Annotated in this window: 8 protein-coding genes; 7 read left to right on the forward strand and 1 reads right to left on the reverse strand. The window is 64.7% G+C overall.

The features are described 5' to 3' along the window. Positions 1–66: 66 nt before the first annotated feature. Positions 67–12,588 carry a filamentous haemagglutinin family protein gene (locus AACY19_RS11175; protein ID WP_339450290.1) on the forward strand — a complete coding sequence of 4,174 codons (12,522 nt, stop codon included), beginning with the start codon at positions 67–69 and terminating at the stop codon, positions 12,586–12,588. 93 nt (positions 12,589–12,681) lie between these two features. Here AACY19_RS11175 and AACY19_RS11180 read toward each other — a convergent pair whose 3' ends face one another. Next, positions 12,682–13,629, reverse strand: coding sequence for a SphA family protein (locus AACY19_RS11180; protein WP_339450291.1), 948 nt, complete (start codon positions 13,627–13,629; stop codon positions 12,682–12,684). A gap of 209 nt (positions 13,630–13,838) precedes the next feature. Between AACY19_RS11180 and AACY19_RS11185 the strand changes: the two genes are divergently transcribed. The 6 genes from AACY19_RS11185 to AACY19_RS11210 all read left to right on the forward strand — a co-directional run bounded on the left by AACY19_RS11185 (position 13,839) and on the right by AACY19_RS11210 (position 21,797). After that, positions 13,839–14,906, forward strand: coding sequence for an AraC family transcriptional regulator (locus AACY19_RS11185; RefSeq protein WP_339450292.1), 1,068 nt, complete (start codon positions 13,839–13,841; stop codon positions 14,904–14,906). 83 nt (positions 14,907–14,989) lie between these two features. Next, the gene (locus AACY19_RS11190; RefSeq protein ID WP_339450293.1) at positions 14,990–15,877 is read left to right on the forward strand and encodes a Dyp-type peroxidase; all 888 of its coding nucleotides are present in this window, start codon (positions 14,990–14,992) and stop codon (positions 15,875–15,877) included. Positions 15,878–16,065: 188 nt separating this feature from the next. Next, a complete protein-coding gene (gene lexA / locus AACY19_RS11195) occupies positions 16,066–16,683 on the forward strand; it encodes a transcriptional repressor LexA (protein ID WP_339450294.1) in 618 nt (205 codons plus the stop codon). Continuing rightward, entirely contained in the window at positions 16,683–17,300 is a 618-nt protein-coding gene (gene imuA, locus AACY19_RS11200) for a translesion DNA synthesis-associated protein ImuA (RefSeq protein WP_339450295.1), read from the forward strand. Before lexA ends, imuA begins: the two co-directional genes overlap by 1 nt. Positions 17,301–17,307: 7 nt before the next feature. Then, a complete protein-coding gene (locus AACY19_RS11205; protein ID WP_339450296.1) occupies positions 17,308–18,723 on the forward strand; it encodes a Y-family DNA polymerase in 1,416 nt (471 codons plus the stop codon). Further along, positions 18,720–21,797: an error-prone DNA polymerase gene (locus AACY19_RS11210; RefSeq protein ID WP_339450297.1), complete on the forward strand. Its 3,078-nt coding sequence runs from the start codon at positions 18,720–18,722 to the stop codon at positions 21,795–21,797. Before AACY19_RS11205 ends, AACY19_RS11210 begins: the two co-directional genes overlap by 4 nt. Positions 21,798–21,949 lie beyond the last annotated feature (152 nt).

Consider the following 21,949-nt stretch of genomic DNA (forward strand, 5'->3'; position numbering starts at 1 on the left):
ATCACGTAACAGCAGGGTCAACCCGACCTGTGGCCACGTCTGGCAACCCAAAAGGATCTCGTAGTGATGCTCGCTCGCCCATCCCGTCGCAGTACCCGTGTTCAGCCACAATCGCGTGTCGCCGTCGATCCGGCGCTGTGGCTGCTCAAGCCGTTGGCGCAGGCGATTGCCCTGTGCCTGGTGGCGGGCAGCGCCGAGGCGGCCACCGCGTTCAGTTCGGGATGGTTTGCCGCCAAGGGCGCGGCCCAGCAAGCCGCCGCCGCGCGTCCGGGCAGCCCTGGATTGCCGGGGATGACGCCGCCGCTGGCGCAGCAGCAAAAAGCCCAACAGCAACTGCAGCGTTCGATTCAAACCTTGAACAACACCGTCGCCGCAATTGCTGCACAGCAGGCCGCGCAAGCTGCAGGTCGCGCGAATGCATTGAACACGGTGCAGTTTGTGCCGGACGGCCTGGCCGAGGGTGGGCTGAAAGTCGATAACAGCCTGAGCCAGGGCTGGCAGAACGCCAAAGGCCCGCAACAGACTCAGGCCAACGGCAAGACCACGGTGAAGATCGAGCAGACCGCCGACAAAGCCATCCTCAACTGGGAAACCTTCAACGTCGGGCGCAACACGAGTGTTGAATTCGCCCAGCAGGCGAACTGGGCGGTGCTCAACCGGGTCAACGATCCGGGCGCGCGGGCCAGTCAGATCCAGGGCCAGATCAAGGGTGACGGCACGGTGATGCTGATCAACCGCAACGGTATCGTCTTCAGCGGCACCAGCCAGGTCAATGTGCGCAACCTGGTGGCTGCGGCCGCCAGCATCACCGATATCCAGTTCCGCGACCGTGGCCTGTATTTCGACAGCACCGGCAGCCAGCCGACCTTCACCGACGCGGCGGGCAAAGTGTTGGTGGAGCGCGGTGCCTCCCTCGAAACCGCGCGCCCGGCGACGTCCACCGACGCCGGCGGTTATGCCTTGTTGCTGGGCAGCGAGGTGCAGAACGACGGCAGCATCAACACCGCCAAGGGCCAGACCGTGCTCGGCGCGGGTGATCGCTTTTATATTCGCAAAGGCTCGGGCACCGAGGGCAACGGCTTCTCGACGACCTTCGGCAACGAAGTCACCCCCGGTTTCACAGCCGCGAGCAATGCCGGCAAGGTCAGCAACAACGGTCTGATTCAGGCCGCGACCGGGGACATCACCCTGACCGGCCATGAAGTGGTGCAGAACGGCGTATTGCTCGCCAGCACCTCGGTCGCCACGCGCGGCACCCTTCATTTGCTCAACCCGGCAACGGACAGCACCGGCAGCGTCACGCTGGGGCAGGGCAGTGCCTCGGCGATCCTGCTCGACAGCAGTGACCTGACGGCCCTCGACAGCCAGCATCAGGCGGCACTGACGGGCGTCACGCCGACCAATCCGATCCGCAGCGATCAGTCGCGCATCGATATCCAGAGCGGGGGCAGCGTCGAGTTCCAGAATGGTTCGATCACCCTCGCCACCGGCGGGCAAGTGGCGGTGGCCGCGCAGCGTCGCAGCCTGGTGCGCGACGGCGCGTTGATCGATGTGTCCGGGGCCATCGGCGTGAAAGTCGCGATGGAATCCAACAGCATCAAGATCAACGTGCAGGGCAACGAACAGCGCGATGCGTCGGTCAATCGCGAGAAAGGCGCGCTCAACAGCAACGACGTCTGGGTCGATGTCCGAGAGCTGGTGTACGTGCCCGCCGGCACCCAGGGTTACGCCACGGATCGCTGGTACACCGCCGGTGGTTTGCTCGAAGTCGGCGGTTATCTCGGCACCCAGGGCCACAGCATCGGTGAATGGATGGCCCAGGGCGGTGCGGTCAATTTTGCCGGCAACGATGTGGTGACTGAAAAGGGCTCGTTGATCAACCTGTCCGGCGGCACCCTCGATGTGCAAAGTGGCGAAATTCGCCAGAGCTGGCTGCGCGGCGCCGACGGCAATCTGTATGAATTGTCGAAAGCGCCGGGCGATCTGCTCTACACCGGTTTCTATAAAGGTTATGAAGACAGCAGCCAGCGCTGGGGTCAGACGGACTATTACTACAACCCGCTGATCGCACCGACCAAGCGCTTCGAGGCCGGTTACACCGTGGGCCGCGATGCCGGGCAATTGGTGATCGGTACGCGCAACGCCGTGCTCGACGGGCAACTGCTGGGCGAGGTGTATCAGGGCGAGCGCCAGACGCAGGCGCCGCGTGCCGTGCTCGATGGCTACGCGCAGCGTCAGACCGCACTCGCGCGGCGTGGGCAATTGATTGTCGGCCGTTACGATGCCGCTTATGTGGCGGCGGCCGGCGGCGTGCTCTACGGCCTCAATCCGTTGCTCGATCAGGTGCAGATCGGCGCTGAGCGTCCGCTCGCCGGCGATGACCTGGGCCTGACCGGCGAGGTGTCCGCGGCACGCCAGGGCAAGCTGTTTCTCGATGCCGCTCAACTCAGTGCCTGGCAACCGGGCGCACTGAAAATCGCCGCCAGGGAGCGGATCAGCGTGGACGGCGCGGTGAGCGTCGGCAGCGGCGGCGACATCACCCTCTACGGGCCGGATGTGCAGGTCAACGCTGACCTGACTGCGCGGGGCGGCAGCCTGCATGTAGGCAACGTGCTCAATCAACTCAACACCGACCGCCTCACCGACACCCGAATCGCTGCGCCGGCTGGCAAGACCACGGCTGTTCGTGTCGCCGAGAATGTGCAACTCGATACCCGGGGGCTGTGGAGCAACTTGCGCACCAACCCGGATGATGCGAACAGCCTGGCGTACCTGGACGGTGGCGTGGTGTCGATCCGCAGCAGCGGCGACATCGATATCGGCGCCGGCAGCCTGCTCGACGTGTCCTCCGGCGGGGCGATTCTCGCCAGCGGCCAGACACGGGGCGGCAAGGGCGGCGACCTGACGCTGGAATCCAGCGCGCTGTCGGCTGCGGGTGACAGCCATCTGCGCCTCGATGGTCAGGTGCGTGGCTATGGCGTGACGGGCGGTGGCAGCCTGTTGATTCAGGCGGCCAACGTGCTGATCGGGCAGAGCGACACAGACCTCGCCGACAACACCTTGCAGTTGCAAGCGGATCTGTTCGACAAGGGCTTCGCGGCCTACAACCTCATCGGCCTGAACCGCCTGACGGTCGCGGACAACACCCGCATTGACGTGCTGATGCCGACCTACCGCTTTGCTGACACGGCGCCGGCGCAGGCCAGCGGTGTAGACCCGCAACAGGCGCTGGCCGAGTGGATGGCGCCGCTCTACCAGGAAAATCCGACCCAGGCGCAATTGACCCGGCGCGCGGGCGCCAGCCTGACCTTGCAGGCCGGTTCCAGCGAGGTGGCGCTGGTTGATCCGGCGCGTAATACCCTGACCCTCGGCCAGGGTTCGCGGATCAATGTCGATCCAGGGCAGAGCATCACACTGCGCGGTGCCGGACAGATCACCGTCGACGGTGAGTTGAATGCCTGGGGCGGCACCCTCGATATTCGCCAACAGCCATTCGGTTCGATGAACGTCGCCGATTCCTCGCAAACCGCCGACAAGGACGTGCATCACCGTTCGATCTGGATCGGCGAACACGCGGTGCTCGATGTCGCCGCCCGCGCCGCCACGGGCATGGATGCGCTGGGCCGGGTTTACGGTCTGGTCGGCAAGGGCGGCAGCATCATCATCGGCGGTGAAATCGATGCGACCAAGGCCACGGCCACGGCGGCCGATGCCTACGTCATCGTGCGCAATGGCGCGCGGCTCGATGCGTCCGGCACGCAGGCGCTGCTGGATATCGCCGGGCAGGGGCCGACCCCGGTCGCCACCGATGGCGGACGAATTTCCCTGAGTTCCTACAACGGTCTGTTCATCGACGGCGACCTGCGAGCGGCAGCCGGCGGTGCAGGGGCTGCGGGTGGCCGGCTGGACATTGCGCTGGAGACGCCGAGTTATCTGCGCAGTAACGCCAGCAATGACGTGCGCGTGCCCCGCGAAATCATCCTCAGCCAGGCCCCCGGCAAAGCGCTGTTGCCGAGCGATCTGCAAGCCGGTGAGGCCGCGCCGTTGCTGCAATACGGGCGCGCGCGCCTGAGTGCCGATCAGTTGATGGCCGGCGGTTTCGACAATCTCAGCCTGTTGAGCAATGGTCTGCTGTCGTTCGACGGCGACGTCAATTTGCACCTGCAACAAAGCCTGAGCCTGTACGCCGGCGCCCTGTCGCTGGCCGAAGGCGCGCCGGACACGGCGCGTGTCGACCTGTCTGCGCCTTACCTGCGCCTGTCGGGCACGGGCAAGTATTTCGAAGCGCCGGGCAACCTGCGCCCTCGGGTAATGAACGCTCCGACCACGCAGGTATCGCTGGGGCAATTCACCGCCAGCGCCGATCAGCTGGACCTGAGCAACAGTCTGTCGTTCGGCACGGCGGGGAGCATCGCCCAACTCAGCGGGCCGGCGTTGCAGGTGGCTCGGCGTGGCTTTGATCAGGTCAGCCTGCACAGCCGTGGCGATCTGCGTTTCCTGGCGCCGAGCGGTTTCGTCGAGAAAACCGAGTTGTGGACGCCGGGCGACCTGAACCTGCGTGCCGCGCAAATCTATCCGGCCAGCGATGTCAGCGCCGAGGTGCGGGTGGGTTACCAAAGCGTGACTCCCGGGGCCGATCCGGCGCGCACCTTGCGCATCGGCAGCAGTGGAACAGCACCCGCCACGCTGCCGTATTCGGTGTTCGGCAACCTGACCCTGGCGGCCGGGCGCATCGAGCAGGGCGGCGTGATTCGCGCACCGTTGGGCATGATCAGCCTCGGCGGCGAGACGGTGGTCAACACCCGCGAACTGCGCCTGCTGCCGGGCAGTGTGACGTCGGTCAGCGCGGCCGGGCTGGTCATGCCTTATGGCGGCACCACTGACGGCATCGACTATCGCTATGACGGCCAGTCGGTATTGCTCAAGGGCATCAGCGCCGACACTGCCGGGGTGACGCTGACCTCGCGCTACGTCGATGTGCAGAGCGGCGCGCTGATCGATCTGTCCGGCGGTGGTGATTTGCGTGGCGCCGGGTTTGTGTCGGGGCGCGGCGGTTCCACCGATGCCCGCTACAACCCGCTGGTGCGCAATGCCAGTGACGGCACGTTCAGTTTGCCGAGTCTCGCCAGCAACCCGGTGTACGCCATCGTGCCGGGCAACCAGAGTGCCTACGCGCCGATGCTTGGCGAGGCCGGGGCGGTCGATCCGCGCATCGGTCAGCAGATCACCCTCGGCGCTGGCGTACCGGGTCTGGCGGCGGGCACCTACACCTTGCTGCCATCGACCTTTGCCTTGCTCCCCGGTGCGTTCCGCGTCGAGATCAACGGCCAGGCGACGGCGGGCGTGACCCGTGGCGCGTTACCGTTGCGCAACGGCTCCTGGACAAGCTCCGGGCAGCTGTCGATTGCCAACACGGGGCTGCGTGACAGCCTCGCCAATCAGGTCATCGTGACGTCGGCGGATGTCCTGCGTCGGTATTCGCAGTACAACGAGACCAGCCTCAGCCAGTTCATTCAGAGTGACGCGGCGCGCCGTGGTGTGCCCCGGGCCCTGGCGCCGATGGATGGCAAGTCGCTGAATGTGTACCTGATGGCGGGCGGCGAGCAGGACATCGCCCTCGATTTCAACGGTCGCGCCGTGTTTGCACCGGCCGCCGGCGGGGTGCGCGGCGCGGCAACGCTGCGCGGGGCGATGGACATCGAAGTGCTCGGTGCCGGGCAGGCGCGCAGCGATGGCTTCACCGGCGTGTCGGTGTACGCCGACAGCCTTAACGGCCTCAACGCCGGGCGGTTGACCGTCGGCGCGCAACCGCTGATCGATTACAGCGGCGCGGGCAACATCATCTCGTTCACCGGCGATACCTCGACCATCACCCTGCGCGAGGGCGCGATGCTCTCGGCGCCCGAGGTGCTGCTGCTCACCACCCGCCCCGATGGCGGGATTACGCTCGAAGCCGGCTCGGGTATCAACACCCTGGGCCGGGGCGATGTGCCTTTTGATTCCAGCACGGGGTTCCTTTATCAGCCGGGCTCGGCGGGTCTGCTGGTGGTGTCGAACGGCTGGACCAATGTGCTCGCACCCTCGGTCGCCGACAGCACCTTCGGGTCGGGCAGCATCCATATCGGCCGTTGCCCGACCACGCTCTGCAACAACCCGACCCTGCTGTATTCCAACGGCAGCATTACCGCCGCCACCGACAAACAGTTCGAACTCGATGAGGCGGTACGCTTCGGCACGCGTCATCTGGCGCTGTCCGTCGGTTCGGTCAACGTCGGCAGCGCCGAGGCCCTCAGTGCCGCCGGCAATCGTGTGCCGACAGGCCTGACCCTGAACCAGAACGTGTTGAATCGCCTGTTGCGCGGCGATACGCAATTTGCCGCGCCGGCCCTGGAAACCCTGAGCCTGACCAGCCGCGACGCGTTCAACTTCTACGGTTCGGTCAGCCTCGATACGCTCGACCCGCAGACCGGCGTGAGCAAATTGCAGAACCTGATGCTTGCCACGCCAGCGATTTATGGCCTGGGTGAAAGCACTGATGTGGCCTCCATTCGCACCGCCAACCTGATCTGGAACGGTTCTGCCCAGGACCCCGGCGCCGTCATCACTGGCGGCGCGGGGACGGGGCGCGGCACCCTTGATATTCAGGCGCAGCGCATTGAGTTCGGCTACGGCGCCAATCCGCAGGCCAGCGGTCTGGAGCAGAACAACCGCTTGGCGCTGGGCTTTGCCAACGTCAATCTCAGCGCCAGCGAGCGCATCACCGCCAACCACAAGGGCAGCCTGGCGGTGTATGAGCAGCAGGGCGCGTTCGATCCGATCAAGGGCTACGCCTACAGCGGCGGCAACCTCAACGTGCGCACACCGCTGCTGACCGGGGAGGCCGCCTCGGTCAACCTGCTCAAGGCCGGTGACAAACTGACCCTCACGGGCGCCGGAACCTCGGCGGCGGCCAATGCCTTGGGCGCAGAGCTGACCCTTGATGCGCGCAGCATTGTGCTCGACAGCCGCATCAGCCTGGCGAGCGGAAAGTTGCGGGTGACGTCTGACGGCGATCTGACCCTTGGCAACGGCGCGATTGTGGATGTGGCCGGGCGCACCTTGCCGTTCAATGACGTCAACAAGTACAGCTGGGGCGGCGACGTGGCGCTGTACAGCCGTAACGGCAACATTCGTCAGGCCGCCGGCTCGCGCATCGACCTCTTGGCGCAGAACAATCAGGCCGGCAACCTCACGGCTGTCGCACTGGCCAGCGATGCCGGCATGGTCGATCTGCAGGGGCAGATCCTCGGCGCCAGCAGTGGTCATTACGATGCCGGCGGTACGTGGGTGCCGTACAAGGCGGCGGGCGTGGATATCCGCGCCCGGCACTTGAACGGTGATGCCAGTCAGCAGTTTGCCGCCCTCAACCAGCGCTTGAATGCCGGCCAGGTGTTCGGCAGCCGCAGCTTGCAGCTCAAGCAGGGCGATCTGTCGATTGGCGACGGGCTCAAGGCCGGCGAGGTCAATGTTTCGGTGGACAACGGCCGCCTGACGGTGGCGGGGTTGATCGATGCCAGCGGCGAGCGGGTGGGCAGCATTCGCCTGTCGGCACAAAACGGCCTGACCCTGGCTGGCAACGCCGTGCTCGATGCTCATGGCCGTGTGCTGCGAGTCGACAGCTACGGCAAGATCATCGACGCGCCGAACCGGGCGACGGTCGAACTCAATACCGCTGAAGGTGTGCTGACCCTCGGTCACGGCGCGCAGATCGACCTGCGACACGGCACCGACGCCGTGCGCGGCACGTTGCCCGGCCAGGCCGACGGGGTGTTGCGTGGCACGCTGGAGCTGAACGCGCCGCGCCTCGCGGGCGGCGACATCGGCATTGATGCCAGCGGTGCGCTGAACATTCAGGGCGCCCGCTCGATTGGCCTCAACGCCACGCGCCGTTACACCGATGCCACTGACGGCGTCGACCTGACGGCGAGCGGTCGGCCGTATCAGGTGATCGATCAGGCTTATCTGGATCGCATCCATGACGACAGCAACGCGTTCATCGACGCCGCGCTGGTCAACAGCAACCTGCTGCAGAACAAACTCGCCGGGTTGAACAACGCGACTTACGCCGATGCCTTCCATCTGCGCCCAGGCGTGGAAATCGCCAGCAAAACCGTCGACGGTGATCTGGTGGTGCAGGGTGATGTCGACTTGTCCGGCTACCGTTATGCCAGTCTTAATCGGCATACGCAGAAAACCGCTGTGTACGGCTCGGGCGAGGCGGGGAACCTGGTGATTCGTGCTGGCGGCAATCTCGATATTCATGGCAGCCTCAACGATGGTTTCGCGCCGCCACCGCAGACCGTGGACGATGCCGGCTGGAAACTGTTGCCGGGCATCCAGCCGTTTGGTGGCGACTTGATCGTGCCGACGGCGGGCGTGACCTTGGCCGAAGGCACGCTGTTCCCGGCCGGTGTCACGCTGAACTACGACGTGCCGCTGCAAGCCTCGACACTGCCCGCCGGGACCTTGTTGCCCACCGAAGCGACCCTGACCGGGCCGTATACGCTGGGTGCGGGAACCGTGCTGTCGGCGGCGGTCCACGATGCTTCGGGAACATTGCTGTATGCCGCCGGTACGTTGCTCGGCGACAGCGTGACCCTGCCGGCGGGCAGTCGCCTCGGCGCCGGCATTCGCCTGAACGACGTCACCGCCATCGCGGCCATTCGCTGGCCCAAAGGCGTGCCGTTGCCGGGCAACGTCGAGGCCGGCACCCAGGCAATCAAAGGTGTCCGGTTGAGCGGTTCGCTGGCGCTGTTGCGCGGTTCGCTGATTCCGTCGATGACCGACGTGGTGCTGGCCGAAGGCACCGCGTTCATCGATCTGCGCCCGGTGAACGGCACGCAACAAGGCCGTAACTGGGCGGTCGCCAGCCTGCTGCCGTCGGGCAGTGCGGCGTGGTCGATGCGCGTGGTGGCAGGCGCCGATCTGAGTGCGGCGGACAGCCGTGCGATCAAGCCGCTTGCCAGCGACGGCAATCTGCGTCTGGCCGACACCCACTACGGGCTGAAAGTGACGGAGAAACCGCCGACGCTGGTCTGGGGCGAAGGCAACCTCGGCGGCTTCACCCCCGGCGAACCGGTGCCCGACGATCTGAAGGACTGGTGTGACTGGGCGCCCAATTCCTGTGTGCCGGCCCCGCGTTGGGCGTGGGCACCGGACAACTGGATGGGTATGCCGCCGGGCTCGCCGATGAGCGACGATGACGTGGCGGCGTGGTGCGGTTCGTTCCCGGAATTGTGCGTGGAGAACAACCCGGGCATCACCGTGAAAACCCGTGCGCAAATGTTCAGCGTACTGCGCACCGGCACGGGCGATCTGGACGTGCTCGCGGCGGGCAATCTGAGCATGGATTCACCGTTCGGCGTGTACACCGCCGGCACGCAGTCGCCGGATATCGACCCTCTTTACAATCAGCCGCGCGGACGCCTGTCGGACAACGGCTCGGTGCTCGGCAGCGGCGGCAGCGGCGGCAGCGATTATGAGCAGTGGGTCAGTGGCAGCGACAGCCTCTATCAGGCGTGGTACCCGCAGATGGGTGGCAACCTGACGATCAATGCTGGCGGTTCGATTTCCGGCGATGTGCTGGGCCGGCGCGTGTACTCGCAAAACATGGATACCCCGGAACAGGTGCCGAGTGTCGCGGTGGGCAACTGGCTCTGGCGCCAAGGCACCGGTAACAGCGATGTGCCGACCGCGTGGTGGATCAACTTCGGCAGTTACGCGACTCAGCCGTTGCCGGATCAGAGCGTCGATGGCGGCGCTTTCCTGGTCGGGTTCACCGGTTTCGGCACCTTGGGGGGCGGCAACCTCAGCCTGCGCGCCGGGGCTGATGCGGGCATGCTCAAGGTCATGGGCGACAATGGCAATGGCAGGCTTTATCCACGCGGGCAGGGCCTCGTCGTGGCGGTGGGCAGCACCGGGCGGGTGGGCAGCGATGGCAGCCTGCAATTGACCGGCGGCGGCGACATGGATATCCGCATTGGCGGATCGGTGAATCCGTCGTTGCAGGCCCGGGCCGGGCAGAACGGTGTGGGTGTTGCCCAGCATGACCTGCAAGGCGCCTTGATCAACCTGCGCGGTGCCGCGCAATTGAGCGCTGGCGCGCTGGGCGGCATCAACTTGCAATATGGCGCTGCGGCACCGGTGCAGGACGTTCGGGAGGTGCGCCCGTATGATCCGTTTACGGCGACGTTGGGCAGTGCCTCGGGCGGCCTCGTGCTGATTCCCGGCGACTCTGGCATGCGCCTGAGTGCCCGTGGCGATCTGGTGCTGGGCGGGGCGGCGGACCCGGGGCGGGTGCGCTTGCAAAACTCGACGCCATTCACCAGCGATGACGGTGTTGAACACGCGGGCGGCGGCTTGAGCGGTTTCTCGTTGTGGACCGATCACACGGCGATTGATCTGTTTGCGGCGGGCGGCAACCTGACGCCGAGTACGCAACTGGGCGAAACCACCGGCCAGGGGCCGGTCACCGGGCACAACACGTCACCGACGGACGGACGCTTTGTCTATCCGTCGATCCTGCGCGCCGTGGCTGCGCAAGGCTCGATTTACGCCGGGCCATCGGCGGTTTACAGCCGAGGCAGCGGCGTCGCCCCGGCCACCGCGTATTCGTTGCTGCTGGCACCGTCGAATGCAGGGCAACTGGAGTTGCTGGCGCAGGACTCGATCTATGCCGGCGGCTATGCGATCAACCAGTCAGGCGCCAGTCCGCTGGCCATCGCTACGCCGTTCGCCCCGGCGTTCAATGGCTACGCCAGCGATAACGCGGCGAAACCGATCATGACCAACCGGGGCAGCGACGGTGTCTCGCCGGATAAAAACCTGCGCTATCCGTTGTTCGCCTTGGGTGCCAACAGCTACTCCGGCCTGAGCGCCGTTCAGGCACCGGCACGCTTCTATGCGCTGAACGGCGATCTGGTTGGCGTGCGCAGCGGGGAAACGCTGACGTTCAGCCTGTCCAGACGCACCTGGTACGAAGCGGCGGGGCCGGTGTCGATGCTGGCCGGGCGCGATATCGTTGCTTCCGGTACTTACCTCGGCCAGCCAACGTCTGTGCCCAGCGCCGAAATGGGCAACCCGGGCACCGAAAGCATCGTGTCGACCGGCAACCTGTTCGTGCATAACGATCCACGGGATGTCTCGCGGGTATCAGCGGGTCGCGACATTCTCTACAGCAGCTTCGACATCGCGGGGCCCGGTGTTCTCGACATCAATGCCGGGCGCAACCTTCTGATGGAGGATCGCGCGAGCATCACCAGCATCGGGCCGCTGGTGGCGGGGGACAATCGTCCGGGGGCGAGCGTCGTGATGCAGGCGGGCGTGGGCGCGCAGGGGCCGGGTTACGGTGACTTCATCGCGCGTTATCTGAACCGGCAGAACCTCGCCAGTCCTGATAAAGCCCTGAGCGCGCAACCGGGCAAAGTGGTCAAGACCTACCTCGAAGAATTGCGCAACTGGCTGACCCTCGGCTATGGCTTCAGCGGCAGCGAGGAACAGGCGCAAGCGTTGTTCGCCACACTGCCGAGTGCCGAGCAGGCGATCTTTGCGCGTCAGGTGTACTTCGCCGAACTGCGTGCCGGCGGCCTGGAATACAACGCCGTCGACGGCCCGCGCAAAGGCAGTTACCTGCGTGGCCGCAATGCGATTGCCGCACTGTTCCCCGGCACCGATGTGGCCGGTAATCCAATCCGCTATGACGGCGACATCACGCTGTACGGCGGAGCAGGGGTCAAGACCCTGTTTGGTGGCGACATTCAGATGCTCACGCCGGGCGGTGGTCAGGTGTTCGGCATCGAAGGCGCGGCGCCGCCGTCTACAGCGGGGATCATCACCCAGGGCTCGGGCAACATTCAGCTCTACTCCCAGGGCAGCATTCTTTTGGGGCAGAGCCGGATCATGACCACGTTCGGCGGTTCGATTCTCGGCTGGTCCGCTGCGGGTGATATCAACGCCGGTCGCGGGTCGAAAACCACCGTGGTCTATACCCCGCCCAAACGTGTTTACGACAACTGGGGCAACGTCACCCTGTCGCCCTCGGTGCCGAGTACCGGCGCCGGTATCGCCACGCTCAACCCGATTGCCGAGGTGGCACCGGGGGACATCGACCTGATTGCGCCACTGGGCACCATCGATGCCGGCGAAGCGGGGATACGCGTGTCGGGCAACGTCAACATTGCCGCACTGACGGTGGTCAACGCCGCCAACATCTCGGTGCAGGGCAAGGCAACCGGCGTGCCGGTGGTCTCGGCGGTGAATACTGGCGCCATCACTTCGGCCAGCGCCGCCGCGTCCTCGGCCACCCAGGCGGCGGAGGATGTCGCGCGTCAGCAGCAAGCGGCGTCGCGGCAGAATCAGGCTTCGGTGTTCACCGTGCAGGTGCTGAGCTTCGGCAACGAACAACTCGCCCCGTCCCGCGATGGCGCCAGCCGCACCCCGGCCCCGGGCTATAACCCGAACAGCCCGGTGCAGGTGTTGGGTGCCGGCGCCCTGGATGAACAGGCGAAACAGCAGTTGACCGAGGAAGAACGTGGGCAACTGACGCTGTAAAAGACTCTCGTGCAGTACGTTTGGGCGACCGGTGGGTCGCCCTTTTTTTTGCAAGCATTCACCAACGCGCCGAAACCTCTGTGGGAGCGGGTTTCAGAAAGCGTAAGGGATGCTGACTTTTGCCCAGAGCATTTCCCCTTCAGGCCGGTTCTCCACATCAAACTCCTTGGCCCAGCGAATCTCGGCGCTGGCGTATTTGAGGAAGGTGAAGTGCAGCGCCGGACCGATGGCGAAAACCTTGCCGCGCACGCCGTCATCGACGTCTTGCCCGGCGAACTGCACGGTGTGGCCGAACTGTTTGTCGTCGGTGGTCTGCTTGAGGTAGTAGCCGTTGATGCCGAGCATCAGGTCGTCGGTGAGCTTGTAGCTGGCCGAATAATCGACGTGGAAGATCTGCCCGGATTTGTAGTCGGTGTCCTTGTTCTTCTCGTTGAAGCTGTAGGTGCTCTTGACCGAGACTTCGCTGCGGTCGGTGGGCAGCCAGGTGAACGAAAACAGAGGTTTGTAGGTGTAGAAATTGTTGCTGGTGTTGGCCAGCCGATCAACGCTGTACTCGCCGGTCGGCACAGTGATTTCCAGAGCGGCGCCGAGGGTCAGGTGCTTGCCCATGTCCCACAGGATGATCGGCGCCACGGTGGTGTCGCCCATGCCTTCGCGGGTATCGCTCAAACCGAACACCGAGACTTCCTGTTTCAGCCACGGCTGGGCGATATAGCCGGCGAGGCGCCCACCGAACACCCGCAGCGGGCTCAGGTAATCAAGGCGCGGAATCACCGCCGTCGATTCGATCTCGATAGTCGGCACCTTGCCGCCGAGTGAGCTGATGTTCAGTTTTCGTGACTTGTAATGGTTGTAGTAGAGGTTGAACGCGACCATGTTCTCCGGAAGGCTGTCGACCTCCAGCGGGAGCATGAAAAACCCGTCGGTACCGGGGCCGATGTTGTCGACGCCGGCTTCGGTGGCCAGGGCCGGGAGGGTGGCGGCGCATCCCAGCAAGGAAAGGGCCAGGCGCAAGGGCAATGTCGCGCGATTCGGGTGCATATCCGTCCTCATTATTATTGTGTTTGGGCGCAATGCCGGCACGCAGGACGCCGGGCACTATAGAAATAAGCGCCTGGCGCCCGACGGGGCAGGGTATTGGCGGACAGTCAGGGGGACTTCTGCGGACAGTCGGCGAACCCTGTGCTAACTTCCTTCGACATAACCGGTAACAAAAATAACAATCAAGCGTGATCCGGAATGTCAGCCCCATGAACGTAAAAGTCCAAGACCCGACCTTCGAGCTGGCGATGGTGTCGCCGTTCCTCTTGCAAACCCTGGCCGAAGTCGCGCAGAACAAGGGCGTCGACCCGCAAACCCTGTGCCGGGGCCTGGGTTTTACCCTCGAAGACCTGCAGGACCCGGCGCAACGGATTTCCTATCGCCAGGCCGTGGCGATGATTCAACGCGCGCTCAAAGTGCTGCCCAATCAGGGCCTGGGCCTTTGGGTCGGGGCGCAAAACGTGCTCGGCACGCTGGGCCTGCTCGGGCATGTGCTGTCGCTGTGCAAGACCTTGCGCGATGCGTTTGCGCTGGGCATTCGTCATCAGCACACCTCGGGCGGGATCGTGGTATCGAGCGTCGACGTGGTCGGCGGGCAGGTTTGCCTCGACGCCGAATGCCGCCTGCCATTCGCCGATGTGCAGGTGTTTGCGGTCGAGGAGTTTTTCGCCAGCCTGCTGGTGTATGGCCGCGCCCTGGTCGGGGCGCAGTTCAAGGCGATTGCCGTGGAGTTCGTGCATGCTGCGCCGGATTACCTCAGCGAGTATCACCGCCTGCTCGGCCCGGACGTGCGTTTCGGTTGCCTGCACAATCGCATGCTGATCGATTTGCAGTGGCTTGATGTGAACCTGCCCACTCATCATTCACTGGCGTTGCGCCAGGCGGTTGCGTTGCTGGAGCTGGAAGCGGCTCAGGTGCATCAGAAACTCGATCTGATTCAGGCGGTGGAGCGGGCGATTGCCCGGGATCTGACTTGCGGCAGCCATATCGAGAGAATTGCCAGCGACTTGAACATGAGCAGCCGGACCTTGCGTCGGCGCCTGACCGAGCATGCGTTGACCTTCGAGGCCCTGCTGGAACAGGTGCGCCAGGCGCGCACCCTGAGTTTGCTGGCCAACCCGGACATGCCGATCGAGCGGATTACCGAGGAAGTGGGCTACAGCGATGTACGCAGTTTTCGCCGGGCGTTCAAGCGCTGGACGGGGATGAGCCCTAGCGCGTGGCGTAATGACGCTAACCCTCACCCCAGCCCTCCCGAAACGTCGGACTGCCCATAGGGAGAGGGGCTTTTGACTCCATCCAAACCCCCACAAATCCTCCGGCCACAGGTAAACTCCGCGCACTTTTTCAAGGAGTTCACATGAGTTACTACCAGCCGGGCATTCTCGCCACCCCTGTTCCGCCACAAGCACGCCACCTGTTTTTCGCCCTGGCGTCGGTTGAAGCGTTGCCGCAGGCGCTCGACAACCTGATCAATCAGGTGGACGGCAAGTCGGCGGTGGTCGGTTTCGGTGAATCCCTGGTCAAGGCTCTCAACGTACAGATCGACGGCCTGCGCAGCTTCCCGGCGCTGACCGGCGTCGGCGTCGAGAACCCGTCGACCCAGCACGCATTGTGGGTCTGGTTGCACGGCGTCGACCGTGGTGAATTGCTCAACCGCTGCAATGCCCTCGAAGCCGCACTGGCGCCGGCCCTGCGCCTGGTCGAGATGCAGGAAGCCTTCCGCCACAAGGACGGCCACGACCTGACCGGCTATGAAGACGGCACCGAAAACCCCCACGACGAAGCGGCCATCGCCGCCGCCCTGCAAAGCGCGGGCACTGACGGCATGGTCGGTGGCAGCTTTGCCGCGATTCAGCAGTGGCAGCACGACCTCAAGGGTTTCCACAAACTGACCGCCGACGACAAAGACAACATCATGGGTCGTCGTCTGAGCGACAACGAAGAGATCGACGACGCGCCGGTTTCCGCCCACGTCAAACGCACCGCGCAGGAAAGCTTCGCGCCGGAGGCGTTTGTCGTGCGCCGTTCGATGCCATGGATCGAAGGTGATCGCGCCGGTTTGATGTTCCTCGCCTTCGGCTTCTCGCTGGACGCCTTCGAAGCGCAACTGCGGCGCATGAGCGGTCTGGAAGACGGCATCCCCGATGGCCTCTATCGCATCAGCCGGCCGATCACTGGCGGCTACTACTGGTGCCCGCCGCTCAAGGACGGTCTCCTCGATCTGCGCGCCTTGCGCATCGGCTGAGGACTGAGCATGGACGTCGCCGGGTTATATGCGCACATTCGTGGCGACTGACGACACCCCGCCGACGGGGTCATGAACCAGATCCTCAAACGCCACTGAATCTTCCGGCGTACACCATCCCCCTCTGGGAGCGGGCTTGCCGTGGGCCGACTGGTGGTCGTTGTCAGAAAATTCCGAAAAGAGTACAAATGTACTCCATGACGAACCTGACTCCCCGCCGTACCGCCATCCTGACCTTTATCCGCGAACGCATCGCCGAACACGGTCAGCCCCCAAGCCTCGCTGAAATCAGCGAGGCTTTTGGTTTTGCCTCGCGCAGCGTGGCGCGCAAGCACGTGCTGGCACTTACCGAAGCCGGATTTATCGAGGTCAACCCGCATCAGGCCCGGGGCATTCGCCTGCTCGGGCAACCGCCGCGTGCCGAGTTGCTCGATATCCCCGTACTCGGTCGCGTGGCTGCCGGTGCGCCGATTGGCGCCGATGCCGACATTCATGGCCGCTTGATGCTCGACCCGGCGCTGTTCTCGCGCACACCCGACTACATGCTGCGGGTGCAGGGCGATTCGATGATCGAGGACGGCATTCTCGACGGCGATCTGGTCGGCGTGCGGCGCAATCCCGAAGCGCTCAACGGCCAGATCGTTGTGGCGCGGCTCGACGGTGAGGTCACCATCAAACGCTTCGAACGGCTCGGTGATGAAGTGCGCCTGCTGCCGCGTAACCCGGCGTACCAGCCGATTGTCGTGCGCGATGATCAGGACCTGGCCATCGAAGGGGTGTTCTGCGGTCTGGTGAGGCAAGGCTGATGGGCGCCGTCGTTGCGTTGGATACGCTGTTCAATGGCGGCCAGGTCTGGAAGGGCCGGCCTGCGCCACCCGCCGCCAGTCCGCAACCCACCGGGCACGCCGCGCTGGACGCGGCATTGCCCAGCGGTGGCTGGCCGGAAGCGGCGCTCAGCGAAATCCTCCTGGCCGGCCCCGGTGTCGGTGAGCTGCAACTGGTCTGGCCGACGCTGGCGCGGTTGTCAGCGGCGGGCGAGCGCATCGTGCTGGTGGCGCCGCCGTTCGTGCCATACCCGCAGGCGTGGGAGAACGCCGGGGTCGATCTGCGCCAGTTGTCGGTGATTCAGGCCTGTGAGCGCGATGCCTTGTGGGCGGCGGAACAGTGTTTGCGTTCCGGCAGTTGCGGCGCGGTGCTGTGCTGGCCGCACAAGGCCGATGACCGCGCGTTGCGGCGCTTGCAGGTCGCCGCGGAAACCGGCCAGACCCTGGCGTTTGCCTGGCGGCCGTTGAGCGAGGCGATCAACCCGTCACCGGCGGCGCTGCGCATTGCCATTGATGCCAAACCTGCACAATTACGCGTGCTCAAGTGCCGTGGCGGGCTGGCGCGTGCGGCGCCGATTGCCTTTGCCGTGGGGCATTGAGGTCGACATGCGCTGGGTGTGTATTCTGTTTCCGCAATTGGCCCTCGACGCCGTGCTGCGCCAGCGTCCCGATGCCGATGAGCCGTTGGTGCTGCTCAGCGGCCCGGCCCAGCGTCGGGTGTTGCAAGCGGTCAATCCGGCGGCGCACAAGCTCGGTTTGCGGGCCGGCCAGTCGATGACTGCCGCCCAGGCCATGAGCAAAGGCTTTGCCACCGCCGACTACGAGGCCGCCGACGTCGAGCACTGGCAGCAGTTTCTCGCCGCGTGGGCCTATCGCTTCAGCGCGCAAGTCAGCGTGCATTACCCGCGTACCGTGGTGTTCGAGATCGAATCCAGTCTTGGCCTGTTCGGTTCCTGGACGCAATTCGAAGCGCGCTTGCGCAAGGAACTGACCGACCTGGGCTTTCGTCATCGCATCGTCGCCGCGCCCAATCCGGTGGCAGCACGGGTGCTGGCCAATGCTTACGATGGCCTGGTGGTGCCGGACGGTGAAGCCTTGCAGCATCACCTCGGGCAGTTGCCGGTCGACCGTGTCGGCCTGGAACCGGCGGTGGCCACGGCGTTATCGCGCATGGGCCTGCGCCATCTCAGTCAGGTGCAGAGTCTGCCGCGTCAGGCCCTGGCCCGGCGTTTCGAGGCGCAGATGCTCAAACACCTCGACACCCTGTTCGGTGCACGTCCGCTGGCGCTGGCCTTTTACCTGCCGCCGGACCGTTTCGATGTGCGCATCGAACTCAATTTCGACGTGCAATCCCATCAGGCCTTGCTGTTTCCGTTACGCCGTTTGACCGGCGATCTGTCAGCGTTCCTGTGCGGACGCGACAGTGGCGTGCAACGTTTCGATCTGCATCTGGAGCACGCCGGGCTGCCGGACACTGTCATCAAGGTCGGCTTGCTCAGCGCCGAACGCGATCCGTCGATGCTCTTCGAGTTGGCCCGTGGGCGGCTGGAGCAAGTGCAGGTGGAGGCCCCGGTACGCGGCTTCCGGTTGCGCGCCGAGGATCTGCCGAGCTTCGTGCCGCAGTTTCAGGAATTGTTCGACGACCGTCCGCAGCAGACCTTGCCCTGGGAGCAATTGCGAGAACGCCTGCGTGCACGCCTGGGCGATAACGCGGTGCAGGGGCTGCGTTTTCAGGCGGATCATCGTCCGGAATGCGCGTGGCAGCACGGCGTCGACAAACAGCGTTGCGCCGGGTTGCCCGGTGTGCAGCGGCCGGGCTGGTTGCTCGGTGAACCGCAGAGTGTGGCTGAAGGTTCAGCGCGGATTCTCATGGGGCCGGAGCGCATCGAATCCGGTTGGTGGGACGGTGACGACGTGCGCCGCGATTACTACCTGATCCAGAACCGCGCCGGTCAGCAAGGCTGGGCTTATCGCGCGGTGGGTGAGGGCGGCCCCCTGTGGCTGCAGGGCTGGTTTGCATGAGCGACGGTTATGCCGAACTGCACTGCCTGTCGAACTTCAGTTTCCAGCGCGGTGCTTCCAGTGCCCTTGAACTGTTTCAGCGGGCGAAAAAACACGGCTATCAGGCGCTGGCGATCACCGATGAATGCACCCTGGCCGGGATCGTTCGCGCCTGGCAAGCGGCGAAATCGGTTGAACTGCCGCTGATCATCGGCAGTGAAATCCGCATCGAAAACGGCCCGAAACTGGTCCTGCTGGTGGAGAACCTTGCGGGCTATCAAGCCTTGTGCGGCTTGGTCACCCGCGCCCGACGGCGGACGCAGAAAGGCCAGTATCAGGTGCTGCGCGAGGACTTCAGCGAGCCGTTGCCGGGATTGCAGGTGTTGTGGGTGCCGGATTCGCCGGAAGACCTGAAAGAGGGCCGATGGCTGCAAGCGACTTTCAGCGAGCGGCTGTGGCTGGCGGTGCAATTGCATCGCGGACAGAACGATCAGCAGCGTCTGGCGAAGTTGTTGAGCCTGGCCGCAGCGTTGCAGATCCCGGCGGTAGCCAGCGGCGATGTGCACATGCACGCCCGTGGCCGCCGCGCCTTGCAGGACACCATGACGGCGATCCGGCATCGCGTGCCGGTGGCCGAGGCCGGATTGCGTCTGCACCCCAATGGCGAGCGGCATTTGCGCAGTGTCGAGGTGTTGCGTGAGCTGTATCCGCCGGCCTTGCTGGACGCGTCAGTGTCACTGGCCCGGCGCTGCACCTTCGATCTGGGCGAGTTGCGTTATCAATACCCGAAAGAACTGGTGCCCGAGGGGTACAGCGCCAGTTCCTGGCTACGCCATCTGACCGGGGAAGGCATCGCCTGGCGCTGGCCCAAAGGCCCGCAAGCCAAAGTGCTCAAGCAGATCGACGATGAGCTGAAGCTGATCGCCGAACTCGGCTACGAAAGCTACTTCCTCACCGTGCACGACGTGGTGCGTTTCGCCCGCGAGCAACACATTCTCTGTCAGGGGCGCGGTTCGGCGGCCAACTCGGCCGTATGCTTTGCCTTGGGCATCACCGAAATCGACCCGGATCGCACCACATTGCTGTTCGAGCGCTTCATGTCCAGGGAGCGCAACGAGCCGCCGGACATTGACGTCGACTTCGAACACGAACGCCGCGAAGAAGTCCTGCAATACGTGTTCCGCCGTTATGGTCGTGGCCGTGCGGCGCTGACCGCCGTGGTCAGCACTTACCACGCCGCCGGGGCTGTGCGCGACGTGGCCAAGGCCTTGGGCCTGCCGCCGGATCAGATCAATGCACTGGCCGATTGCTGCGGCCACTGGAGCGATGAAACACCGCCGGTCGAGCGTTTGCTTGAAGGTGGCTTCGATCCCGAAAGCCCGGTGTTGCGGCGGGTGCTGAGTCTGACCGGGCAACTGATCGGTTTCCCCCGGCATCTGTCGCAGCACCCCGGTGGTTTCGTGATTTCCGAGCAACCGCTGGACACCCTGGTGCCGGTAGAAAACGCGGCGATGGCCGAGCGCACGATCATCCAGTGGGACAAGGACGACCTCGACGCGGTGGGCTTGCTCAAGGTGGATATCCTCGCCCTCGGCATGCTCAGTGCGATCCGCCGCTGTTTCGACCTGCTGCGTCGCCATCGCCATCTGGACTTGAGTCTGGCGACGATCCCGGCCGAAGACAAAGCGACCTACGAGATGATCAGCCGTGCCGATACCATCGGCGTGTTCCAGATCGAGTCGCGGGCGCAAATGTCGATGCTGCCGCGTCTGAAACCGGCGAAGTTCTACGACCTGGTGATTGAGGTGGCCATCGTCCGGCCGGGGCCGATTCAGGGTGGCATGGTGCATCCGTACCTGCGTCGCCGGAACAAGGAAGAAGAGGAAACCTACCCGTCGCCAGAACTTAAAGTCGTCCTGGAGAGAACCCTCGGCGTGCCGTTGTTTCAGGAACAGGTGATGCAGATCGCCATCGTTGCCGCCGACTACAGCCCCGGCGAGGCCGACCAGTTGCGTCGCTCGATGGCCGCGTGGAAACGCCACGGCGGCCTCGAACCGCACAAGGAGCGCCTGGCCGCCGGCATGAAGAAAAACGGCTATACGCCGGAGTTCGCCGCGCAGATTTTCGAGCAGATCAAAGGCTTCGGCAGTTACGGATTTCCCGAATCACACGCTGCCAGTTTTGCCTTGCTGACTTACGCCAGTTGCTGGCTCAAGTGCCACGAACCGGCAGCGTTCGCCTGTGCGCTGATCAACAGTTGGCCGATGGGTTTCTACAGCCCGGACCAGATTCTTCAGGACGCCCGCCGGCATCAATTGCAGATCCGTCCGGTTGACGTGCGCGCCAGTGACTGGGATTGCAGCCTGGAAACCATCGCGGCGGCACAACCGGCGATTCGCATGGGCCTGCGGATGATCAAGGGGTTTCGCGAGGACGATGCCCGGCGCATTGAAGCGGCGCGCGAGCGCGGGGCGTTTGCCGATGTGGCCGACCTTGGCGAGCGGGCCGCGCTGGACAGTCGCGCGCAGGCGTTACTGGCGGATTCCGGAGCGTTGCGCGGGTTGGCCGGGCACCGGCATCGGGCGCGCTGGGAAGTCGCCGGGGTGCAGAAACAACTCGGACTGTTTGCCGGGTTGCCGAGCCAGGAAGAGCCTGACGTGACGTTGCCCAAACCCAGCGTCGGCGAAGACCTGCACGCCGATTACACAACGGTGGGCACCACGTTGGGGCCGCACCCGCTAGCGCTGTTGCGCGGCGAGTTGAAAGCGCGACGCTGCCGCAGTTCGCAGGAATTGCTCGACGTCGAACATGGCCGACCGGTGAGCATTGCCGGGCTGGTCACCGGACGCCAACGCCCGGGCACCGCCAGTGGTGTGACCTTCGTGACCCTGGAAGACGAGTTCGGCAACGTCAATGTGGTGGTCTGGCGTGATCTGGCCGAGCGTCAGCGTCAGGTGCTGGTCGGTTCGCAACTACTGAAAGTCGACGGCCGCTGGGAGCGCGAGGGCGATGTGCGCCACCTGATTGCCGGCCGCCTGAGCGACCTCAGCCCGCTGCTCAACGGCATCCGCGTGCAGAGCCGCGATTTCCACTGATTCCTACCCCCAAGCCAAACACAAAATTTCATGTGGGAGCGAGCCTGCTCGCGAAGGCAATCCATCCGTTAAAGATGATTCGTCTGACACACCGCTTTCGCGAGCAAGCCCGCTCCCACAGTTGATTGTGTATGGCCATCAACCAGCCAATT

Source organism: Pseudomonas sp. EA_5y_Pfl2_R50, assembly GCF_963970475.1.
Taxonomy (GTDB): Bacteria; Pseudomonadota; Gammaproteobacteria; order Pseudomonadales; family Pseudomonadaceae; genus Aquipseudomonas.